Here is a 17,468-nt window from a genome sequence, read left to right on the forward strand (position 1 = left end):
CTATGGTGTGGCTTGAGCTTTTATCTGACTACACCTTTCAGAATGTCGTCATTGGCGCCTCGCTGCTGGGGCTGATCAGCGGTCCGCTGGGCTGTTTTGCGGTGCTGCGTCGCCAAAGCCTGCTGGGAGACGCGATTTCCCACGCCGCCCTTCCCGGCATCTGTTTAAGCTTTATCATCACCGGCAGCCGGGATATTGGCGGGATTATTATGGGTTCACTGATCACCGGCTCCGCCGCCGCGCTGATCATGCTCATGCTGACGCGCTTAAGCCGCCTGAAAACGGACGCAGCCCTGGGCGCCTGCCTGAGTATCTTTTTTGCCATGGGTATCGTTCTGCTCACCTATATCCAGAGCACCAACAACGCCTCCCAGGGCGGTCTTGAGGCCTTTCTTTTCGGCCAGGCCGCCGCGACGCTGCGCTCCGATTTATGGGTGATGGGCAGCATTACGCTGGTCACGCTGCTGTTGCTTGCCGTGTTCTGGAAACAGGCCAAGCTGGTCACCTTTGATGCGGAGTACGCCCGTACGCTCGGCATGCCTATCACCGTGATCGAGGCATCGCTCACCGCTATGGTGGCGCTAGCGGTCGTCGTCGGCCTGCAGATGGTCGGTGTGATTTTGATGGCCGCCATGATCGTGGCACCCGCGGCCGCCGCGCGACAGTGGAGCCGCCACCTGGGCGGCATGCTCACCATCGCCGCAGGCGTCGGCATTGTCAGTGGCGTGTCAGGGGCGACCATCAGCACCCTATCGCGGGGCCTGGCAACCGGCCCGCTGATTGTCCTTACCGCCACCGTCATTGTGCTTATATCGTTGGCATTGGCGCCCGGCCGTGGCCTGCTGTGGGGTGTGATAAAGCACTATCGCCAGAAGTCAGCGCTGCAGAAACAGCAGCTACTGTATGCGCTATATAAACACTCGGCCGATCCCTCATGCGCCCCTTCAACACTCGGTTCACGCAGGATGCTCAACAAGCTTAAACAGCAAGGCTACCTAACCCGCTCTCCGCGCGGTGCCACCCCAGGCGACGGCGGCTGGGGGCTAACGGCACAGGGCCAGGCGGAGGCGAGAAGAGTGGTCGCGGCCTTTGAGGAATTAGCATCATGATAGCCGAGCTACTGACCACCACTGCCCTGCCCATTATGCTTGTGGGCGCGATGGTAGGCATCGCCTCCTCGGCGGTGGGCACCTTTTTAGTGCTGCGCGGCAACAGCATGTTATCCGACGCCATCAGCCATTCGATTGTATTTGGCATCGTCATCGTCTGGCTGCTGACCAAGCAACAGAGCGGGCCGGTACAACTGATCGGGGCCGCCCTCACCGGCCTGTTGACCGTGCTGCTCACCGAAGCCTTGGCGAGCACCAAACGGGTCAAGCAGGATACCGCTATCGGCCTGGTCTTCCCGGCGCTGTTTTCTATCGGCGTGCTGCTGTTGAATATTTATGCCAATGATGTGCATATCGACACGCATACTGTGCTGCTCGGTGAGATCGGTTTTGTCTGGCTGGATACCCTCGACATCTTCGGCCTGCCCATCCCCCAGGCGCTGGTATCGATGAGCGTGATGACGGTGCTCAACTACGCGTTTATCGGGCTCTTTTATAAGGAACTAAAACTGGCCACCTTCGATCCGGCGCTGGCCAAAACGTTTGGTTTTATGCCCTCGATTCTTTTCTATGTGCTGCTGATGCTAACTAGTTCCACTGCCGTGGCGGCCTTTGATGCGGTAGGTGCGGTGCTGTTTATCGCCTTTGCCATTGTGCCCGCCTCCGCCGCCTATTTGCTGACCGACCGGCTGTGGATGATGTTTATCATCGGTGCGCTCATTTCTATCGCCTCGAGTATTTCTGGCTACTACCTCGCCGTGTATCTCAACGTCTCCATTGGCGGCATGATGGCCGTCATGACCGGCGTATTCCTGATGCTTGCCTTTCTGGCCGGGCCACGCTACGGCGTGATTACCCAACGGGTCAAACGCCAACGGGCACGCCAGGCGCCGCCGCCCAGCATTTGAAGCCCAGCTTTTGGAAACACCGCTCATCCGCGCACAAAAAAGCGACCGCCTTTCGACAGCCGCTTGGCCGGGCAGGCGGTAACCGGGTGTGGATAACTTACACCGTCAGATGCTGCTTGATCAGCTCATTGGAGAGCTCGCTGATTTCCCCTTTGGCCACCTGGCGACCGCGATCCATGATCACAAAGCGGTCGGCGTACTTACGGGCAAAGGGCAGCTTCTGCTCCACCAGCAGCACCGTTAGGCCATCCTCGTTGATCAACTGACGGATCACCTGGCCGATTTGAGCGACGATATTGGGCTGAATGCCCTCCCCTGGCTCGTCCAGAATCAGCATTTTGGGCTCAATCACCAATGCACGGCCAATGGCCAGCTGCTGCTGTTGCCCGCCGGAAAGGTCGCCGCCCCGGCGGTGTTTCATCTCCTTGAGCACGGGGAACAGTTCATAGACCCGCTCGGGGATTGTCTTCAGCCCGTCGCTGCGAGCGGCAAGGCCGGTGCGCAGATTCTCCTCCACGGTCAGCAGCGGAAAGATCTGCCGCCCCTGGGGCACGTAGCCAATCCCCAACCGCGAGCGCGCCTCAACGGCTTTTTTAGTCAGCTCAATCACGCCGGTGTCGGCGGTGTAGCGTAGCTCACCACCTTTGACGGCCACTTCGCCCATCACGGCTTTCAGCAGCGTGGTTTTGCCCACGCCGTTGCGACCCATCACGCAGGTGCACTGGCCTGCGGGCACCTCAAGATCGAGATCCCAGAGGGTGTGGCTTTCGCCGTAAAACTGATTGAGCTTCTCGATCGCCAGCATCAGGCGGCCTCCTCGTCTGCGCCCAGGTAAACCTCGACCACGTTGGGATCCATGGACACCTCATCCATGGTGCCTTCCGCCAGCACGCTGCCCTGATGCAGGACAGTCACCTGACGGGCAATCGAGCGCACAAAGCCCATGTCGTGCTCGACCACCACTACCGACTGCTTACCCGCCAGGCCGGTGAGCAACTCGGCGGTGCGTTCCATTTCCTGCTCGGTCATCCCGGCGACGGGCTCGTCTACCAGCAATAAGCGTGGGCGCTGCATCAGCAGCATGCCGATTTCCAGCCACTGCTTCTGGCCATGGGAAAGAATCCCCGCGGGCTGATGACGCAGCGCCGTCAGGCCAATGGTTTCCAGCACTTCGTCAATGCGGTCCTTGATCTCGCCGGTCATGCGCGCGGTCAGCGTGGGCAGAATACGCTTATCCGCCGCCATCGCCAGTTCCAGGTTTTCAAATACCGTCAACGCCTCGAACACCGTGGGCTTCTGGAACTTGCGGCCAATACCCAGGCTGGCAATATCGGGCTCGTTCATGTGTAACAGGTTGTGCCGACTGCCGAACCATACGCTGCCCTGGTTGGGCCGCGTCTTGCCGGTGATGATATCCATCATGGTGGTTTTACCGGCCCCGTTGGGGCCGATAATGCAGCGCAGCTCGCCGTCGTCGATGGTCAGGTTAAGGTTGTTGATGGCCTTGAAGCCATCAAAGCTGACGGTGACATCCTCCATGTAGAGAATCGGCCCGTGACGTACGTCCACCTTCGATAACTGGGGCGTCATGAAGTCGAACACCCGGTCGCGTTCGGTCAGCGATTGGAAAAAACTCATGCCGTGGCCTCCTTTTCGGACATTACGTCAGCATCGTCTCGACGTCGTGCACGACGCTCCAGCAGCCCGGCGACCCCCTTGGGCAGGAACACCGTGACAAATACAAACAGCCCCCCCAGCGCGAACAGCCAGGCATCGGGCATGACGCCGGTGAACACGGTCTTGGCGTAGTTGACCAGCACCGCGCCGATGACCGCGCCATACAGCGAGGCGCGGCCACCCAGCGCCACCCACAGGACCACCTCGATGGAGAAAATCGGGTCGAACTCGCTGGGATTGATAATCCCTACCTGGGGCACGTAGAGCGCCCCGGCGACCCCCGCCAGCATGGCGGAGACAACAAACACGAACAGCTGGAAGCGCTCGACCCGATAGCCAAGAAAGCGCGTGCGCGCCTCGGCGTCGCGGGTGGCAACGCAGACCCGGCCAAGCTTGCTGCCCACGATGGCGCGGCACAGCCAGTAGCCCAACGCCAGGGCCACCGCCGAGGCGATGAACAGCCCTAGCCGGGTGGCCTCGCTGCGCAGGTCGAAGCCCAGCAGCTCGCGGAAATCGGTGAGGCCGTTATTGCCGCCAAAGCCCATCTCGTTGCGGAAGAACGCCAGCATCAGCGCAAAGGTCATGGCCTGGGTAATGATCGACAGATACACCCCGGTGACCCGCGAGCGGAAAGCCAGCCAGCCGAACACCAGCGCCAGCAGCCCCGGTGCTATCAACACCATGGCAAAGGCAAACCAGGCCATATCGAAACCGAGCCAGTACCAGGGCAGACTGTCCCAGTTCAGAAATACCATGAAGTCGGGCAGTATCGGGTCGCCGTAGGTGCCGCGGTCGCCGATCTGGCGCATCAGGTACATGCCCATGGCATAACCGCCGATGGCAAAAAACGCACCGTGCCCAAGGCTCAGAATGCCCAGATAGCCCCACACCAGGTCCACCGCGACGGCCAGCAGCGCATAGGTCAAATACTTGCCCAGCAGCCCCACCGTGTAGCCCGATACGTAAAGCGGATGCCCCTCAGGCACGGCCAGGTGCAGTATCGTCACGGCAGTGACCGCCACAATCAGGATGAGCAGGAAAATCTGCGTCGAGCGTTCGTTGAAGGGTCGTGTCAGCCACATAGTCGATTACCCCTCCGCCGCCCGGCCTTTCTGCGGAAAGAGTCCGCGGGGGCGCTTTTGAATGAACAGAATGATAAATACCAGCACGATGATCTTGGCGAGGACCGCCCCGGCCCAGGGTTCCAGCACCTGGTTGATGATACCCAGCGACATGCCGGCCACCAGCGTGCCCCAGAGATTCCCTACGCCGCCGAACACCACCACCATGAAGGAGTCGATGATGTAGTTCTGGCCGAGGTTGGGGCCAACGTTGGTGAGCTGGGAGAGTGCCACACCGGCAAGCCCGGCCACGCCGGACCCCAGCGCGAAGGTCATGATATCGACCCGCGTCGCGCGAATGCCCATGGAACGCGCCATGGCGCGGTTCTGGGTGACCGCACGGACCTCAAGACCCAGCCGCGTGTGGCGCATGATCAGTATCAGGCCCGCAAACACCACCAGCGCAAAACCCAGCACATACATCCGGTTGAGCGTCAGCGACAGGGCGTCGTTCACCACCAGCGAACCGCTCATCCACTCCGGGGTAATCACCGTGCGGTTTTGCGGCGAGATCACCGTGCGTACCAGCTGCTGGAGAATCAGACTGACCCCGAACGTGGCCAGCAACGTCTCCAGCGGGCGGCCTTTCAGAAACTGAATCACGCCGCGCTCGATCGCCACCCCCGCCAGCGCCGACACCATGAACCCGGCCGGAATCGCCAGTATCAGCGCCAGCCCCGGCTGGCCGGGCAGCAGCTGCTGCATCGCCCAGGTGGTATAGGCCCCCAGCATGATCAGCTCGCCGTGGGCCATGTTGATCACGCCCATCACGCCGAAGGTGATCGCCAGGCCAATGGCCGCCAGTACCAGTACCGAGCCCATCGAGAGGCCAAAGTAGAGCGTCTCGGCGGCGCGGTTGATTTTAAGGTTTTGCTCGATATCGGCCAGGGCGGCGGTGGCAGCGTCGACCACTAGCGGGTCATCCGATTGGGCAGCGCGGCTCAACGCCACCCGAATGTTGCTGTTCAAGCTTCCTGCGAGCACCTCGACGGCGTCCACGTCGCCCTGATTGAGGCGGTAGACCGCCAGCGCCTGGTTCAAACGATTGCGGACGGCCGCCGAAGGCTCTTCGTCGAGTCGGTTGGTCAGCGGCTCGACCTGGGCTTCCTCAACGTCGCCAATCAACCCTTCGGCGGCGTCAAGACGTGCGTCCTCGTCGCCGTTATAAAGCTCGACCAGCGAAATCGCCGAGCGCAACTGGCTGCGAAGTGCGTTATTGATCGTCAGACGATCGAGGTCGCGACGACTCACCTCGCCCATCGCCTCGCCGGTCAGCGCATCTTCAATAGTGACGTCCAGACCCGCCGTTTCCAGCGCGATCACAAAGCGCCCGTCATCCTTCAGCCGCTGCAGGTCACTGTCCAACAACGCCTGCAGCCACACATCTGCGCGCGACTGCTCGCTTTCGATAATGGCGTCGATGGCGGCGGCTTTATCGTCGAACGAGCGCGTATCCAACGCTTCGAGTAACGCCTGGCCGTCCTGTTGCTGGGCCGCCGCCGTCATCGGCAGCCAGCTCAGCAGGCCCATCAGCAGGCAGGTGACGATCCTTGTCGTAACGGCGTAGCAAGGAATCCACATGGGTGAGTCCTTTGAGTGGCGTGCCCTGCACGCTGCCATTCATCGGCCAGCGCACAGGTGAATGAATAAGGTGTTGAGGTGAAACGATGGGGCGGCTTGCGCCGCCCCGGGTCTATCAGTCCTCGGCAAGCGCTTCTTCGGCATCGCTACCCATGCAGCGGTTTTCCGCCACGTTGTAGTTGCCGCATTCCATAGGCTTGCGCCAGTCGCTGATCAAATCACGCGAACCGGGCAGGTAGTCCGACCAGGCATCGCCCGCCACGGTAGATGGCGTTTCCCAAACCACGGCGAACTGGCCGTTGTCCTGAATTTCCCCGATCATCACCGGCTTGGTGATGTGGTGGTTGGGCATCATCGCGGCCGAACCGCCCGACAGGTTGGGCACGGTCACGCCGATGATGGCATCTTTGACCGCGTCCACATCGGTGGTACCGGCTTTCTGAACCGCTTCTACCCACATGTTGAAGCCGATGTAGTGGGCTTCCATCGGGTCGTTGGTCACGGCGTCGTCTTCACCGGTATGCTCAAGCCAGGCGTCGATGAAGTCGTAGTTGGCGTCGGTATCCACGCTCATGAAGTAGTTCCAGGCGGCCAGGTGGCCGACCAGCGGCCCGGTATCGATCCCGGTGAGTTCCTGCTCGCCCACCGAGAAGGCGACGACGGGAATATCGGCCGCATCGATACCCTGGTTCCCCAGCTCGCGGTAGAACGGCACGTTGGCATCGCCGTTAACGGTGGAGACCACCGCGGTTTTCTTGCCTTCGCTGCCGAAACGGCCGATTTCCGAGACGATGTTCTGCCAGTCGGAGTGACCAAAGGGCGTGTAGTTGACCATGATGTCTTCGTCGGCCACGCCAAATTCTTCTTTCAGATAGGCTTCCAGGATGCGGTTAGTGGTGCGCGGATAGACGTAGTCGGTACCCGCCAGCACCCAGCGCTCGACGCCGACCTGGTCATGCAGGTAGTTGACCGCCGGGATCGCCTGCTGGTTGGGGGCGGCGCCGGTGTAGAAGACGTTTTCCGAGGACTCTTCGCCTTCGTACTGCACCGGGTAGAACAACAAACCATTGAGTTCTTCAACCACCGGCAATACCGACTTGCGCGATACCGAGGTCCAGTTGCCGAAGATGACATCGACCTCTTCCTGTTCGAGCAGCTCACGGGCGCGCTCGGCAAACAGCGGCCAGTCGGAGGCAGGGTCGACGACCACCGGCTCGATCTCGCGACCCAGCAGGCCACCGGCTTCGTTCTGCTGCTCGATCAGCATCTCGACGGTGTCCTTGAGCACCGTCTCGCTGATCGCCATGGTGCCGGACAGCGAGTGCAGGATACCGACCTTGATCGGGTCGTCTTCCTGGGCGAAGGTCTGAGCGCTGGCCCCCATCACGGCGGCGCCGAGCAGAGCAGTGGTGAACAGTCGAGAGGTTGTCGGGTGTGTCTTGCGTAGGAAAGTGGTCACTTGCATCTCCTTGCACCCCTTATGCTGGGGGCTTGTTTATTGGCCTCGTGTGCCAACGCCAAGCGCCGGGACACGTCCACTAGCAACAAGTGTTTTGCAAGGGTTGCGCCAAATTGGCACATAAACGGCTTATAAAAGCATAATCAGTTACTTAAGTTGATTCTAAAAAACCTGCGTCGTCCCATACGCACTACCATGACGCACACGACATCGATTCGTGCGCGCTCACAATGCACCCATACCCTTCAGTGCACCACGAGTGCGCAGCATTGTTTTCTGATTCATGACCATAAAAAACGGGGCACCGACTGCCGTCGGCGCCCCGCTTTCAGGCTTGCTTACGGTCGCGATCAATCGCTGCCAGGCGTACCTTCTTCAATGGGGTTCTGCATCCGGCGGCGCAGCAGCGGGCCAATGATATAGGGCAGGATCAGGCCCAGTCCGGCAAAGACCCACAGGCCTATGGCCAGGCCGCTGTCCCACAGAATCATCCAGTCACCGTCGGAGATATCCATGGCATGGCGCAGGTTCTTCTCCATCTCCGGCCCCAGCAGCAGGCCAAGAATGACCGGCACCAGCGGTATCTCCAGCTTGCGCAGGATATAGCCGCCCACCCCGAAGGCCACCATGAAGTACAGATCGAAGGTGGTGTTGCTGATCGAGTAGATACCCACGAAGGCAATCATGGTGACAATCGGCAACAGGTACATCGGGGGCACCGACAGCAGCTTGACGAAGATCCCCACCAGCGGGATGTTGAGCACCAGCAGCAGGAAGTTACCGATCAACAGCGCCGCGATGACGCCCCAGACGATGTCGGCGTTCTGGGTGAACATCAACGGCCCCGGGGTAATGTTGAGCGAGATCAACAGCGCCAGAAGGACCGCCGTGGTACCGCTACCCGGCACGCCCAGGGTCAGCATGGGCACCAAGGCACCGCTGGAGGCACCGTTGTTGCCCGCCTCGGGACCCGCCACGCCGCGCGGGTCACCCTTGCCAAAATAGCCCTTCTTGCCGACGACCTTCTTTTCCAGGGTATAGCCGATAAAGCTACCCAGCGACGCGCCGGCGCCCGGCAGAACACCTGCGATGAAGCCCAGTACGCCGCCCCGCAGACTCGAAGGCAGAATCTCGCGAATTTCCCGCCAGGTGAGGGTGAGCTTGTTGACCTTCATCTTTTCCTTACCCCCCCCGGCGCGGTCTTCGATGAAGAACATCAGCTCGGAAATGGCGAACAGGCCGACGATGGCGATGATGAAGTCCACGCCTTCGTATAGCTCGAGCACGCCGAAGGTGTAGCGCTGCACTCCGGTGTTGTCGATCCCCACGGTGGCGATCATCAGGCCGATACACGCGGCCACCACCGTCTTGATCGGGTTCTTGCCGGTAATGCCGCCCAGGGTGGCAAACGCCAGCAGGAAGAGCGCGAAATATTCCGCCGGGCCAAACGTCAGGGCGAAATTGGCCAGCAGCGGCGCGAGCAGGATCAAACCCACGGTGGCCACCAGGCTACCGATGAAGGACGCAATCGCGGAAATGGCCAGCGCCTCGGCCGCCTTGCCCTTCTGGGCCATGGGATAGCCGTCAAGGCAGGTCATCATGGCCGGCTCATCGCCGGGAATATTGAGCAGAATCGACGAGATACGCCCGCCGTACATGGCACCCGCGTATACTGACGTCAGCATGATCAGGGCGGTTTCGGGGGCGAGCCCCAGGCTGAACGCCAGTGGAATAAGAATGGCCACGCCGTTGGCCGGGCCCAGCCCAGGCAAGGCGCCAATCAAGGTGCCCAGAAACGCCCCCAGGAGCGCGAACATCAGGTTATGGGGCTGAAGCGCCACGCCAAAACCGTCCATCAGAAAACCGAGCGTTTCCATCAGTTCACCTCCAGGAAGGACAGCACGCCCAGCGGCAAGGCGAGATCCAGCGCAAAACTGAATAGAAAGTACACCACCACGCCGGACACGGCGCCGGTGAGGTAAGCGTTGAGGGGTCGCGCGCCCATGCGCCAGCAGAGCGTGCCCACGGCCAGCGTCGTACTGATCACGAAGCCTAACGGCTGCAGCAGCAAAGCATAGAGGATCAACACCACCACGGCGACGATCAGCTCGATACCGGTACGGCTCCAGGGCCACGCGTGGTCAGGGTCCGGACGCACGATCATGTAAAGGCTGGAAAGCACCAGCACCACCGCCAGCAATAGGGGAAACGTATCGGGGCCGACGGACTCGGCCCCACCAAACGGCTCCGGGAACTGAGTCGCGCCCCAGCCGTATGCCACGGCCAGGACGATCATCAGAACCCCAAAGATGCGGTCGTTGAAGGTCATTCCTGAATCAACCCGATGTCTTTGGACAGTTGCTCAATTTCGTCGATTTGATTGAGCACGAAGTCTTCGAACTCACCGGCGGTCATGTGGAATGGCATCAAGCCGTTCTGCGTCATGACGTTTTTCCACTCATCGCTCTCGTAGATGGTGTCCATGGCGTCGGTCCAGTAGGTCTCAGCCTCTTCGGAGATATCCTTCGGCATATAGAAGCCGCGCCAGTTGGGACCCAACGCATCGATGCCCTGCTCACGAGCGGTGGGGATATCAGACAGATCGCCGGGCAGGCGCTCTTCGGAGAGCACCGCGAGGACACGCAGGTCGCCGGACTCCATGAACCCCTGGGCTTCGGTGATATCGCCGGTAAAGGCGTCAACGTGCCCACCGATCACCTGGGTCAAGGCTTCGCCGCCGTTGTTGTACGACAGATAAGGGATGCGCGGCAGTGCTTCGACATCCGCCGCCTGAGCGGCAATCAGCACTTTCAGATGGTCCCAGCCGCCCTTGGCGCTACCGCCGGCGAACTTGACGCTGCGCGGGTCTTCCTTGAGCGAGTCCATCAGGTCGTTGAGGTCGTCGAACTCGGAGTCATCGGCCACGGCGATGATCCCGTAGTCGGCCCCAAGCGCGCCAACCCAGTTGACCTGGTCGGCGTTCAAATCCGGAAACTGCCCTTGGGCCAGACGCGTGGTGGTGGCCGTTGACGCCGCTACCAGCAGATGATCATCGCCGGCGCGCTTGCTGACGGTATGAGCAAAGGCCACACCACCGCCGGCACCCGCCATATTGACGGTCTGCACATTGGCCGGGACGATATCCAGCTCCTGCATCACGTTACCCACGCTACGGCAGGTAAAATCCCAGCCGCCACCAGGGTCGGACGGGGCGATGCACTCGACCTTGCCTTCGGGTTCGAAAGCGCTGGCCGTGCTGGAAAAGGTGCTGATCGCCGCCAAAGGAAGGGCCATCAGAGTGACGTATGTAAGGGAAGTCTTGCGAGTCATAGCGTTCTCCACGTGTCGATCTATTATTGTGGTGATGCGTGGTGCTTCACGCTGCGAACGTTAGAAGAATGCAGCCCCGGGCGACAAGCTTGTGAACATAAAACACAAAAAGCGCATTGTGAGCATTTTGCTCATTGTGTTCACGAACGCTTTACAGCGCCTGTTCACAGGCCTTCCAGCCACCCGTTGGGATCCGTCTGCAAACGGTAACGTCGTTCGGGCCTACCTACATCACCGTAGCCCAATTCCGCGTCGACCACTTGCACCGATACCAGAAATTCCAGATAGCGCCGCGCGGTGGAGCGACTGGCCCCCATGGCATGCGCTACCTGGGTGGCGGCCAGGGGCTGGCGGGCGTCCTTGAGCGCTTCGACCACCGAGCGTAAGGTCAGACGGTCGATGCCTTTAGGCAAGCTTCGCCCGCTGGCCAGGCCCGTGTCCACCGGCTGCGCGCGGGACAGCACCTGATCGAGTTCGGCCTGGCTCATTTCGTTGCGGCAGGCAAGGGCTGCCCGCTCGCGGCGGAAACGCGCCAGCATCTGCTGCATGCGGCTGGCCTCGATGGGTTTGATCAGGTAGTCAAATACCCCGCCACGCAGTGCCTCGCTGATGGTGTCCACTTCACGCGCGGCGGTTACCATGACGATATCCACCTGAACGTAATCGCGACGCAGCGCCCAGAGCAACTCTAGGCCTTCCACGTCGGGCAGATACGCATCCAGCAGCACCAGTTGAATGGCGGCGGCGTGGCGGGCCATTTTCTCACATGCTTCGGCCCCGTTGCGGGCCACGGCGACCACCTCGAACCCTTCGCTCTGCTCGATAAACGCGCGGTGGATATCGGCAATGCGAAAGTCGTCCTCCACCACCAGAATACCGTAGTCGTTTGCCGACATGACGCTCCCTTTTTGCTGCGATAATGTCATTATTACTATTCGTTAATCACAGGCTGCTTAGCTTACCACTGGCGATGGCGGGTCTCCGCGGGCACACAGCGAACGATCCAGTACGGCGATAAAGCAGGCACCGCCCAGCTCGCCGTCTTCCAGCGTAACCGTGCCGCCATGCTGACGACACAGCCGCGCCACCAACGCCAGGCCAATGCCCTGATGCTGGCCTGTCTTGGTCGAGAAGCCTTCGCTGAAAATCGAGTCGACGTTTTCAGGCGGCACGCCGGTGCCGTTGTCTTCGACCTCGATCAACAGCTGCTCACCCAGGTCAGTAAAAAACAGGCGCACGCGGGGCGGGTCATTCAGCCCGTTAAGGGCGGCGTGGCAGGCGTTATCCAGCAGGTTGCCGACCACACTCATCATGACCTCCTGGCCGGTCGGCGTTAACGGGCAGTCAAGCGAGCTTTGCTCGTCGATCTCCAGGGTGACGCCGAGCTCACGGGCGCGGGTCAGCTTGCCCATCAGCGTGCCGCTGAGCACCGTATCGGCCACGCTGCGCATCAAGAAGCTCATCTGCGCCTGAGCCCGCTCGGTTTCCTGATGGATCAGCTTGAGCGCTTCATCGACGCGCTTGAGCTGGAGCAGGCCGGAAATGGTATACAGCTTGTTGGAAAACTCGTGCGCCTGGGCACGCAGCATATCCACATCCCGGCTGGCCTGAGTCAGCGCATGGGAAAGGTCGACAATCTCCCGGCGGCTGCGGAAGGTCGCGACCGCGCCCTCAATGTCGCCTTCGTGCATGATCGGCACCCGGTTGACCACCACCGGGTGGTCGCCCAGCCACATTTGCTCATCGAATTCCTGCTGCCCATTCTTGAGCACTTCCAGCAGCCGCGAGTTGGGCACCACCTCGCGAATCGGCTGACCAAGCAAAATGTGCGCATCGGCCAGGCCAAGAAAGCGCCGCGCCTGCTGGTTGACCAGGGTAATCTGGCCTTCGCGATTGACCGCCAGGATGCCTTCGTGAATCGACTGCAAGATGGCCTCTTTCTCCATTGCCAGGCGGGCAATTTCGTAGGGTTCCAGCCCCAGAATGACGCGCTTGAGATGCTGGGAAAGCCAGTAGGCACCGGCAAATCCCAGTACGATCATCAACGCGACCAGCCCCCAGCCCAGGCTGTTGTAACGCGCGATATCCATTTCCACGCGGTCGAGCATAAAGCCGACCGAGACAATACCGATGATATTGCCCGCCTCGTCGAGCACCGGGGTCTTGCCGCGCATGGCCGTGCCCAGGGTACCGGTCGCCTCGGAGACATACGACTTCCCTTCCTCGAGGGCCCGAGCGTTATCGCCGCCCACCATGGTCAGGCCGATACGCTCGGGCACCGGATGCGAATAGCGCACGCTTTGGTTATTGCCGACCACCACGTACCGCGCGCCGGTTTCACGTCGCACACGCTCGGCAATCGGCTGGATGACACTGGCGGGATTTTCGTCGTCAAAGGCATCGATCAGCTCGGGCATTGACGCGACCGTCTTGGCCACCGCCAGGGCCCGCTCGCCCATTTGCGTACTGATGATCTCGGCCTTGCGGTGATTCAGGTAGGTGCCCTGGGCCAACAGCATACCCGCCAGCAGCAGCCCCACCAGCACCATGACCTGGAGGCGGAAGCTGCGTTTGTACCAGCGGCGGCGTGTACGCAGACGGCGCCAACGCTGAAGCTCGGCGAGGGTCTTGGGACGAGGGGCAGGCATGACGGCACTCACAAGCGGTAACGGCGTCATTATGGCATGCCCGCGCGGAGGGCGTTAAACTTCGCCGCCTGACACCGGGCCATCGGCGAGCCTTGGGCTATTACATCAGGAGAGCGGTATGTTGACCAGCGGCTGGGCAAGAGGGATTGTCATCGTGCTGGGCGGGCTCTGGTGCGCGCCTGGCTTGGCCAGCCCTTTCCTGGCACCTGCGCCCCCGCCCGAAGATGCTCCGGTTTTCAGCGGCGATGCCGAACTGGGCTATAACCAGCTGACCGGCAACACCAACAGCGAAACTCTGATCGGCAAAGCCCGCCTGCAGTGGCTGACCGGCGACTTGACCCACTCGCTGCGCGGCGAGGTTCGTCATGTCAGCAAGGAAGGCGATACCAGCGCCGAGCAGTACGTCGCCGCCGCCCGCGAGCGCTTCGACTTCAACGGCCCCCACTACCTGTTTGGCTTTGCCCGCTGGGAGAAGGACCGTTTTGCCGGTTACGACCAGCAGTTGACGGCCATCGGCGGCTACGGCCGCCAACTATTGGATAACGACAACCACGCGCTGTCCCTGGAAGCCGGGCCGGGTTATCGCCACGACCGACTACGCGAGCATGGCACCCAGCGGCTTGGGGTCGCCTACTCGGCCTTCGATTACCGCTGGTCGTTTGCCGACTACGCCGATATCCGCCAGGAAGCCTCCCTGGAGTATACCCAGCAAAACGTGACCTCACGCTCACTGACGGCGCTGACCGCGCGGCTTAACTCAAAGCTGTCGCTGCGCCTCTCCTACGAGATCAAACACAACTCCGAGCCCCCCGAGGACGCCGAAACACGCAGCGACACCACCACCAGCGCCTCGTTGCTCTACCACTGGTAGCCGGGGCTGGCCACGCTAGGCCAGAACGTCCTGCGTGCTCTAATAGTGAACAGTATCGCTATCACTGCACCAACATGCACCACAGACATTAGACGTTCGTCTATGAAAGCCGTATACTAAGGACAGTTTCCTGTCCTAGCGCCATTCCCTGAATGGCGCTTTTTTTTGCGTTCACTTTATCAACGCGCCAAGCTGCTAGTTTGGCCTCGATACTTTCACAACCCTCAAAACGGATCCTCATGACGTCCTCATCTCAAAACGTGCCATCGCGCCCCGGCGGCCTGCGTGCCCTCGGCGACCCTCTAGTGCTACTGCTCAGCGTCGGCTTTATCGTGGCCTTCATCGGCCTTTCGCTTTACGACGTCGACCTGGTCGCCAGCAGCATCAGCACCGGCTTTGCCTGGACGGCCCGCGTATTTGGCACCTACTTTCAACTGCTGTTGATCGCCACCTTCTTCATTGCCATCGGCCTGGCCTTCACCCCCGCCGCCAATGCCAGGATCGGCAACCTGGAGGCGCCGGAAATGAGCACCTTCAAGTGGCTGTCGATCATTCTGTGCACCCTGCTGGCGGGCGGCGGGGTGTTTTTTGCCGCCGGCGAGCCGGTGTATCACTTTGTGGTCACGCCGCCCGCGTTCGACAGCGAAGCGGGTACCCCGGAGGCCGTCGCCAACGCCTTGGCGCAGTCGTTCAACCACTGGGGCTTTCTGGCCTGGGCGGTATTGGGGTCGCTGTCGGCGATCGTGCTGGCCCACGCGCATTATGTGAAAGGCCAGCCGCTTCAGCCGCGTACGCTGCTCTACCCGGTACTTGGCGAACGCCTGCTGCGTGGGCCGCTCGGCGGCGTGATTGACGCGTGCTGCGTGATTGCCCTGGTGGCCGGCACGGTGGGACCAATCGGCTTTCTCGCCACCCAGGTCAGCTTTGGGTTGCACGAACTGTTCGGCCTGCCGGAGGGCTATACCGGCCAGCTGATCATTCTGGCGGCGCTGGGCGGTCTCTATGTGCTGTCGTCCATGAGCGGCATCCACAAAGGCATTCAGTTGCTCAGCCGATTCAACGTCATGCTCGCCCTGACGATTGGCGCGGTGATCTTTGTATTCGGCCCCACCCTGTTTCTCGCCAACAGCTATATGGCGGGGCTGGGCACCTACATGAGCGAGTTCTTCACCATGGCGACCACCACCGCGGATACCGCCCCGGACTGGTGGATGCAGTGGTGGACGGTGTTCTTCTTTGCCTGGTTCATCGGCTACGCCCCGCTGATGGCGATCTTCGTGGCGCGCATTTCCCGAGGCCGTACCATTCGCCAGATGATTATCGCCGTGGCCGTCATTGCGCCGATCGCCACCTCAGTGTGGTTTACCCTGCTGGGCGGTTCGGGCATTTACTACCAGTTAACCGGCGCCATCGAGCTGACCGAGGCACTGAACAATTTCCAGTTCGATGTGGCAACCTTGACCGTGGCCCAGGCGCTGCCCGGGGGCACCTGGATGGCGCTGGCGATCCTGCTGTTGACCACCATTTTCGTGGCCACTACCGGTGACTCGATGAGCTACGCCATTGCCGTGGTCGGTGCCGGTCACGACGACCCAAGCCCCTATGTGCGCGCTTTCTGGGGCATCGCCATGGCACTGATGGCGGCGGTACTGCTGAACATGGGCGCCGGGCAGATCAGCGCGCTTCAGCAGTTTATCGTGATCACCGCGATCCCGGTGTCGTTGATATTGCTGCCCACGCTGTGGAACGGCCCTCAGGCGGCGTACGCCATGGCCAGGGAGCAGGGCATCATCCAGTAACCGCTTAGCGCCCTTCCAGTAGCCGCAGCACCAGCTGCGGCTGCTGGTTGGCCTGGGCAAGCATACGAATGCCCACCTGCTGCAGCAGCTGCGCGCGCAGCAGATTGGACACTTCTCTTGCATAGTCGGCATCCTGAATGCGCGACTGGGCGGCAGAGGTGTTGATAATGCTGTTATTGAGGCCATCAATGACGCTCTCGAAGCGATTCTGCACGGCGCCTAGGTAGCTACGCTGACGATCAATGCGCTTGATGGCGTCATCCATCGCGGCCAGCGGGCTGTCGGTAGCGCTGGCATCATCGAGCACACTGAAGTTCTCAAGCCCTAGTGCCTGAACGCCCATGCCTTCAAGACGCACCGCAATGCTGTCCCCTGCGTTCGCGCCCACCTGAATATTGAGCGATTTATCGCTGTCGACCAGCCCGATGCCGTTGAAATTGCTTTGCTCGGCCACCCGGTCGATTTCTTCCAAACGCTGATCGATCTCGGTCTGAATGGATTCAAGGTCGCTTGGGGAGTTAGTGCCGTTGGCGGCCTGGACGCTGAGCTCGCGAATGCGCTGCAGGCTGTCATTGATGACATCGAGCGCACCTTCAGCCGTTTGCACCATTGAAATGCCGTCGTTGGTGTTGCGAATCGCCTGATTCATACCGCGCACCTGCGCGTCCATGCGATTGGCAATGGCCTGCCCCGCCGGGTCATCCTTGGCGCTGTTGATGCGCAAGCCGGAGGACAGGCGCTGCATGGCCGTTTGCATCGACTGCTGGCTCGCGCGCAGATTGTTGATTACCAGCAACGACGTCAGGTTGGTCGCAAGACTGATCACGGTGGTTCCTCGTAGAGCTGCCCTTTTGCCGGCGTCGCTGAACGCAGCCCAACAGGCAGTCATATTGTTATCGGCTGAACGCCGAAAACCTCAAGTCTTACGCTGGAAATATATCGTCATCCGGCAAAGCAGCTTCATC

General features: G+C 61.0%; 15 protein-coding genes. 4 read left to right on the top strand and 11 right to left on the bottom strand.

Annotation, left to right across the window (positions count from 1 at the left end; all coding sequences use genetic code 11):
• The first annotated feature begins 2 nt into the window (after positions 1–2).
• Complete coding sequence (locus QC815_RS04160) at positions 3–1,109, top strand: metal ABC transporter permease (RefSeq protein WP_309767104.1); 1,107 nt, start codon at positions 3–5, stop codon at positions 1,107–1,109.
• Complete coding sequence (locus QC815_RS04165; protein ID WP_230445650.1) at positions 1,106–2,017, top strand: metal ABC transporter permease; 912 nt, start codon at positions 1,106–1,108, stop codon at positions 2,015–2,017. Before QC815_RS04160 ends, QC815_RS04165 begins: the two co-directional genes overlap by 4 nt.
• A gap of 97 nt (positions 2,018–2,114) precedes the next feature.
• Here QC815_RS04165 and urtE read toward each other — a convergent pair whose 3' ends face one another.
• From urtE to QC815_RS04215, 10 genes are all read right to left on the bottom strand, one after another.
• Entirely contained in the window at positions 2,115–2,822 is a 708-nt protein-coding gene (gene urtE / locus QC815_RS04170; protein WP_309767107.1) for an urea ABC transporter ATP-binding subunit UrtE, read from the bottom strand.
• Positions 2,822–3,655 (bottom strand): urea ABC transporter ATP-binding protein UrtD, encoded by an 834-nt coding sequence (gene urtD / locus QC815_RS04175; protein WP_230445648.1) that lies wholly within the window; start codon positions 3,653–3,655, stop codon positions 2,822–2,824. Before urtD ends, urtE begins: the two co-directional genes overlap by 1 nt.
• Positions 3,652–4,776 carry an urea ABC transporter permease subunit UrtC gene (gene urtC / locus QC815_RS04180; protein WP_230445647.1) on the bottom strand — a complete coding sequence of 375 codons (1,125 nt, stop codon included), beginning with the start codon at positions 4,774–4,776 and terminating at the stop codon, positions 3,652–3,654. The genes urtD and urtC overlap by 4 nt, the downstream gene beginning before the upstream one ends.
• A 6-nt stretch (positions 4,777–4,782) precedes the next feature.
• Positions 4,783–6,396: an urea ABC transporter permease subunit UrtB gene (gene urtB / locus QC815_RS04185; RefSeq protein ID WP_422828378.1), complete on the bottom strand. Its 1,614-nt coding sequence runs from the start codon at positions 6,394–6,396 to the stop codon at positions 4,783–4,785.
• A 115-nt stretch (positions 6,397–6,511) separates the two neighbouring features.
• Entirely contained in the window at positions 6,512–7,855 is a 1,344-nt protein-coding gene (gene urtA, locus QC815_RS04190) for an urea ABC transporter substrate-binding protein (protein WP_309767110.1), read from the bottom strand.
• A gap of 350 nt (positions 7,856–8,205) precedes the next feature.
• Positions 8,206–9,732 carry a tripartite tricarboxylate transporter permease gene (locus QC815_RS04195; RefSeq protein ID WP_230445645.1) on the bottom strand — a complete coding sequence of 509 codons (1,527 nt, stop codon included), beginning with the start codon at positions 9,730–9,732 and terminating at the stop codon, positions 8,206–8,208.
• Entirely contained in the window at positions 9,732–10,184 is a 453-nt protein-coding gene (locus QC815_RS04200; RefSeq protein ID WP_230445644.1) for a tripartite tricarboxylate transporter TctB family protein, read from the bottom strand. The genes QC815_RS04195 and QC815_RS04200 overlap by 1 nt, the downstream gene beginning before the upstream one ends.
• Positions 10,181–11,185 carry a Bug family tripartite tricarboxylate transporter substrate binding protein gene (locus tag QC815_RS04205; RefSeq protein WP_422828381.1) on the bottom strand — a complete coding sequence of 335 codons (1,005 nt, stop codon included), beginning with the start codon at positions 11,183–11,185 and terminating at the stop codon, positions 10,181–10,183. Before QC815_RS04205 ends, QC815_RS04200 begins: the two co-directional genes overlap by 4 nt.
• A gap of 164 nt (positions 11,186–11,349) precedes the next feature.
• Positions 11,350–12,081, bottom strand: a complete 732-nt coding sequence (locus QC815_RS04210; protein ID WP_230445643.1) for a response regulator — start codon at positions 12,079–12,081, stop codon at positions 11,350–11,352.
• A gap of 57 nt (positions 12,082–12,138) precedes the next feature.
• On the bottom strand, positions 12,139–13,833 hold the full coding sequence (locus QC815_RS04215; RefSeq protein WP_230445642.1) for an ATP-binding protein: 1,695 nt from the start codon (positions 13,831–13,833) through the stop codon (positions 12,139–12,141).
• 118 nt (positions 13,834–13,951) lie between these two features.
• On the opposite strand from QC815_RS04215, the gene QC815_RS04220 reads away from it, so the two are divergent.
• Together QC815_RS04220 and QC815_RS04225 are read left to right on the top strand one after the other, a co-directional pair.
• Positions 13,952–14,704, top strand: a complete 753-nt coding sequence (locus tag QC815_RS04220) for a DUF481 domain-containing protein (protein WP_230445641.1) — start codon at positions 13,952–13,954, stop codon at positions 14,702–14,704.
• A gap of 239 nt (positions 14,705–14,943) precedes the next feature.
• The gene (locus tag QC815_RS04225) at positions 14,944–16,503 is read left to right on the top strand and encodes a BCCT family transporter (protein WP_309767120.1); all 1,560 of its coding nucleotides are present in this window, start codon (positions 14,944–14,946) and stop codon (positions 16,501–16,503) included.
• A gap of 4 nt (positions 16,504–16,507) precedes the next feature.
• On the opposite strand, the gene QC815_RS04230 is transcribed toward QC815_RS04225, so the two are convergent.
• Entirely contained in the window at positions 16,508–17,329 is an 822-nt protein-coding gene (locus QC815_RS04230) for a flagellin N-terminal helical domain-containing protein (RefSeq protein ID WP_309767122.1), read from the bottom strand.
• Positions 17,330–17,468: the final 139 nt, after the last annotated feature.

Origin of the sequence: Vreelandella gomseomensis (genome assembly GCF_031451645.1) — a bacterium.
Classification (GTDB): domain Bacteria; phylum Pseudomonadota; class Gammaproteobacteria; order Pseudomonadales; family Halomonadaceae; genus Vreelandella; species Vreelandella gomseomensis.

Bases quoted from the DNA above. Each gene is read 5' to 3' on its own strand.
- QC815_RS04160 (WP_309767104.1), top strand. From the start codon at position 3: ATGGTGTGGCTTGAGCTTTTATCTGACTACACCTTTCAGAATGTCGTC.
- QC815_RS04165 (WP_230445650.1), top strand. From the start codon at position 1,106: ATGATAGCCGAGCTACTGACCACCACTGCCCTGCCCATTATGCTTGTG.
- urtE (WP_309767107.1), bottom strand. From the start codon at position 2,822: ATGCTGGCGATCGAGAAGCTCAATCAGTTTTACGGCGAAAGCCACACC.
- urtD (WP_230445648.1), bottom strand. From the start codon at position 3,655: ATGAGTTTTTTCCAATCGCTGACCGAACGCGACCGGGTGTTCGACTTC.
- urtC (WP_230445647.1), bottom strand. From the start codon at position 4,776: ATGTGGCTGACACGACCCTTCAACGAACGCTCGACGCAGATTTTCCTG.
- urtB (WP_422828378.1), bottom strand. From the start codon at position 6,396: ATGTGGATTCCTTGCTACGCCGTTACGACAAGGATCGTCACCTGCCTG.
- QC815_RS04195 (WP_230445645.1), bottom strand. From the start codon at position 9,732: ATGGAAACGCTCGGTTTTCTGATGGACGGTTTTGGCGTGGCGCTTCAG.
- QC815_RS04200 (WP_230445644.1), bottom strand. From the start codon at position 10,184: ATGACCTTCAACGACCGCATCTTTGGGGTTCTGATGATCGTCCTGGCC.
- QC815_RS04205 (WP_422828381.1), bottom strand. From the start codon at position 11,185: ATGACTCGCAAGACTTCCCTTACATACGTCACTCTGATGGCCCTTCCT.
- QC815_RS04210 (WP_230445643.1), bottom strand. From the start codon at position 12,081: ATGTCGGCAAACGACTACGGTATTCTGGTGGTGGAGGACGACTTTCGC.
- QC815_RS04215 (WP_230445642.1), bottom strand. From the start codon at position 13,833: ATGCCTGCCCCTCGTCCCAAGACCCTCGCCGAGCTTCAGCGTTGGCGC.
- QC815_RS04220 (WP_230445641.1), top strand. From the start codon at position 13,952: ATGTTGACCAGCGGCTGGGCAAGAGGGATTGTCATCGTGCTGGGCGGG.
- QC815_RS04225 (WP_309767120.1), top strand. From the start codon at position 14,944: ATGACGTCCTCATCTCAAAACGTGCCATCGCGCCCCGGCGGCCTGCGT.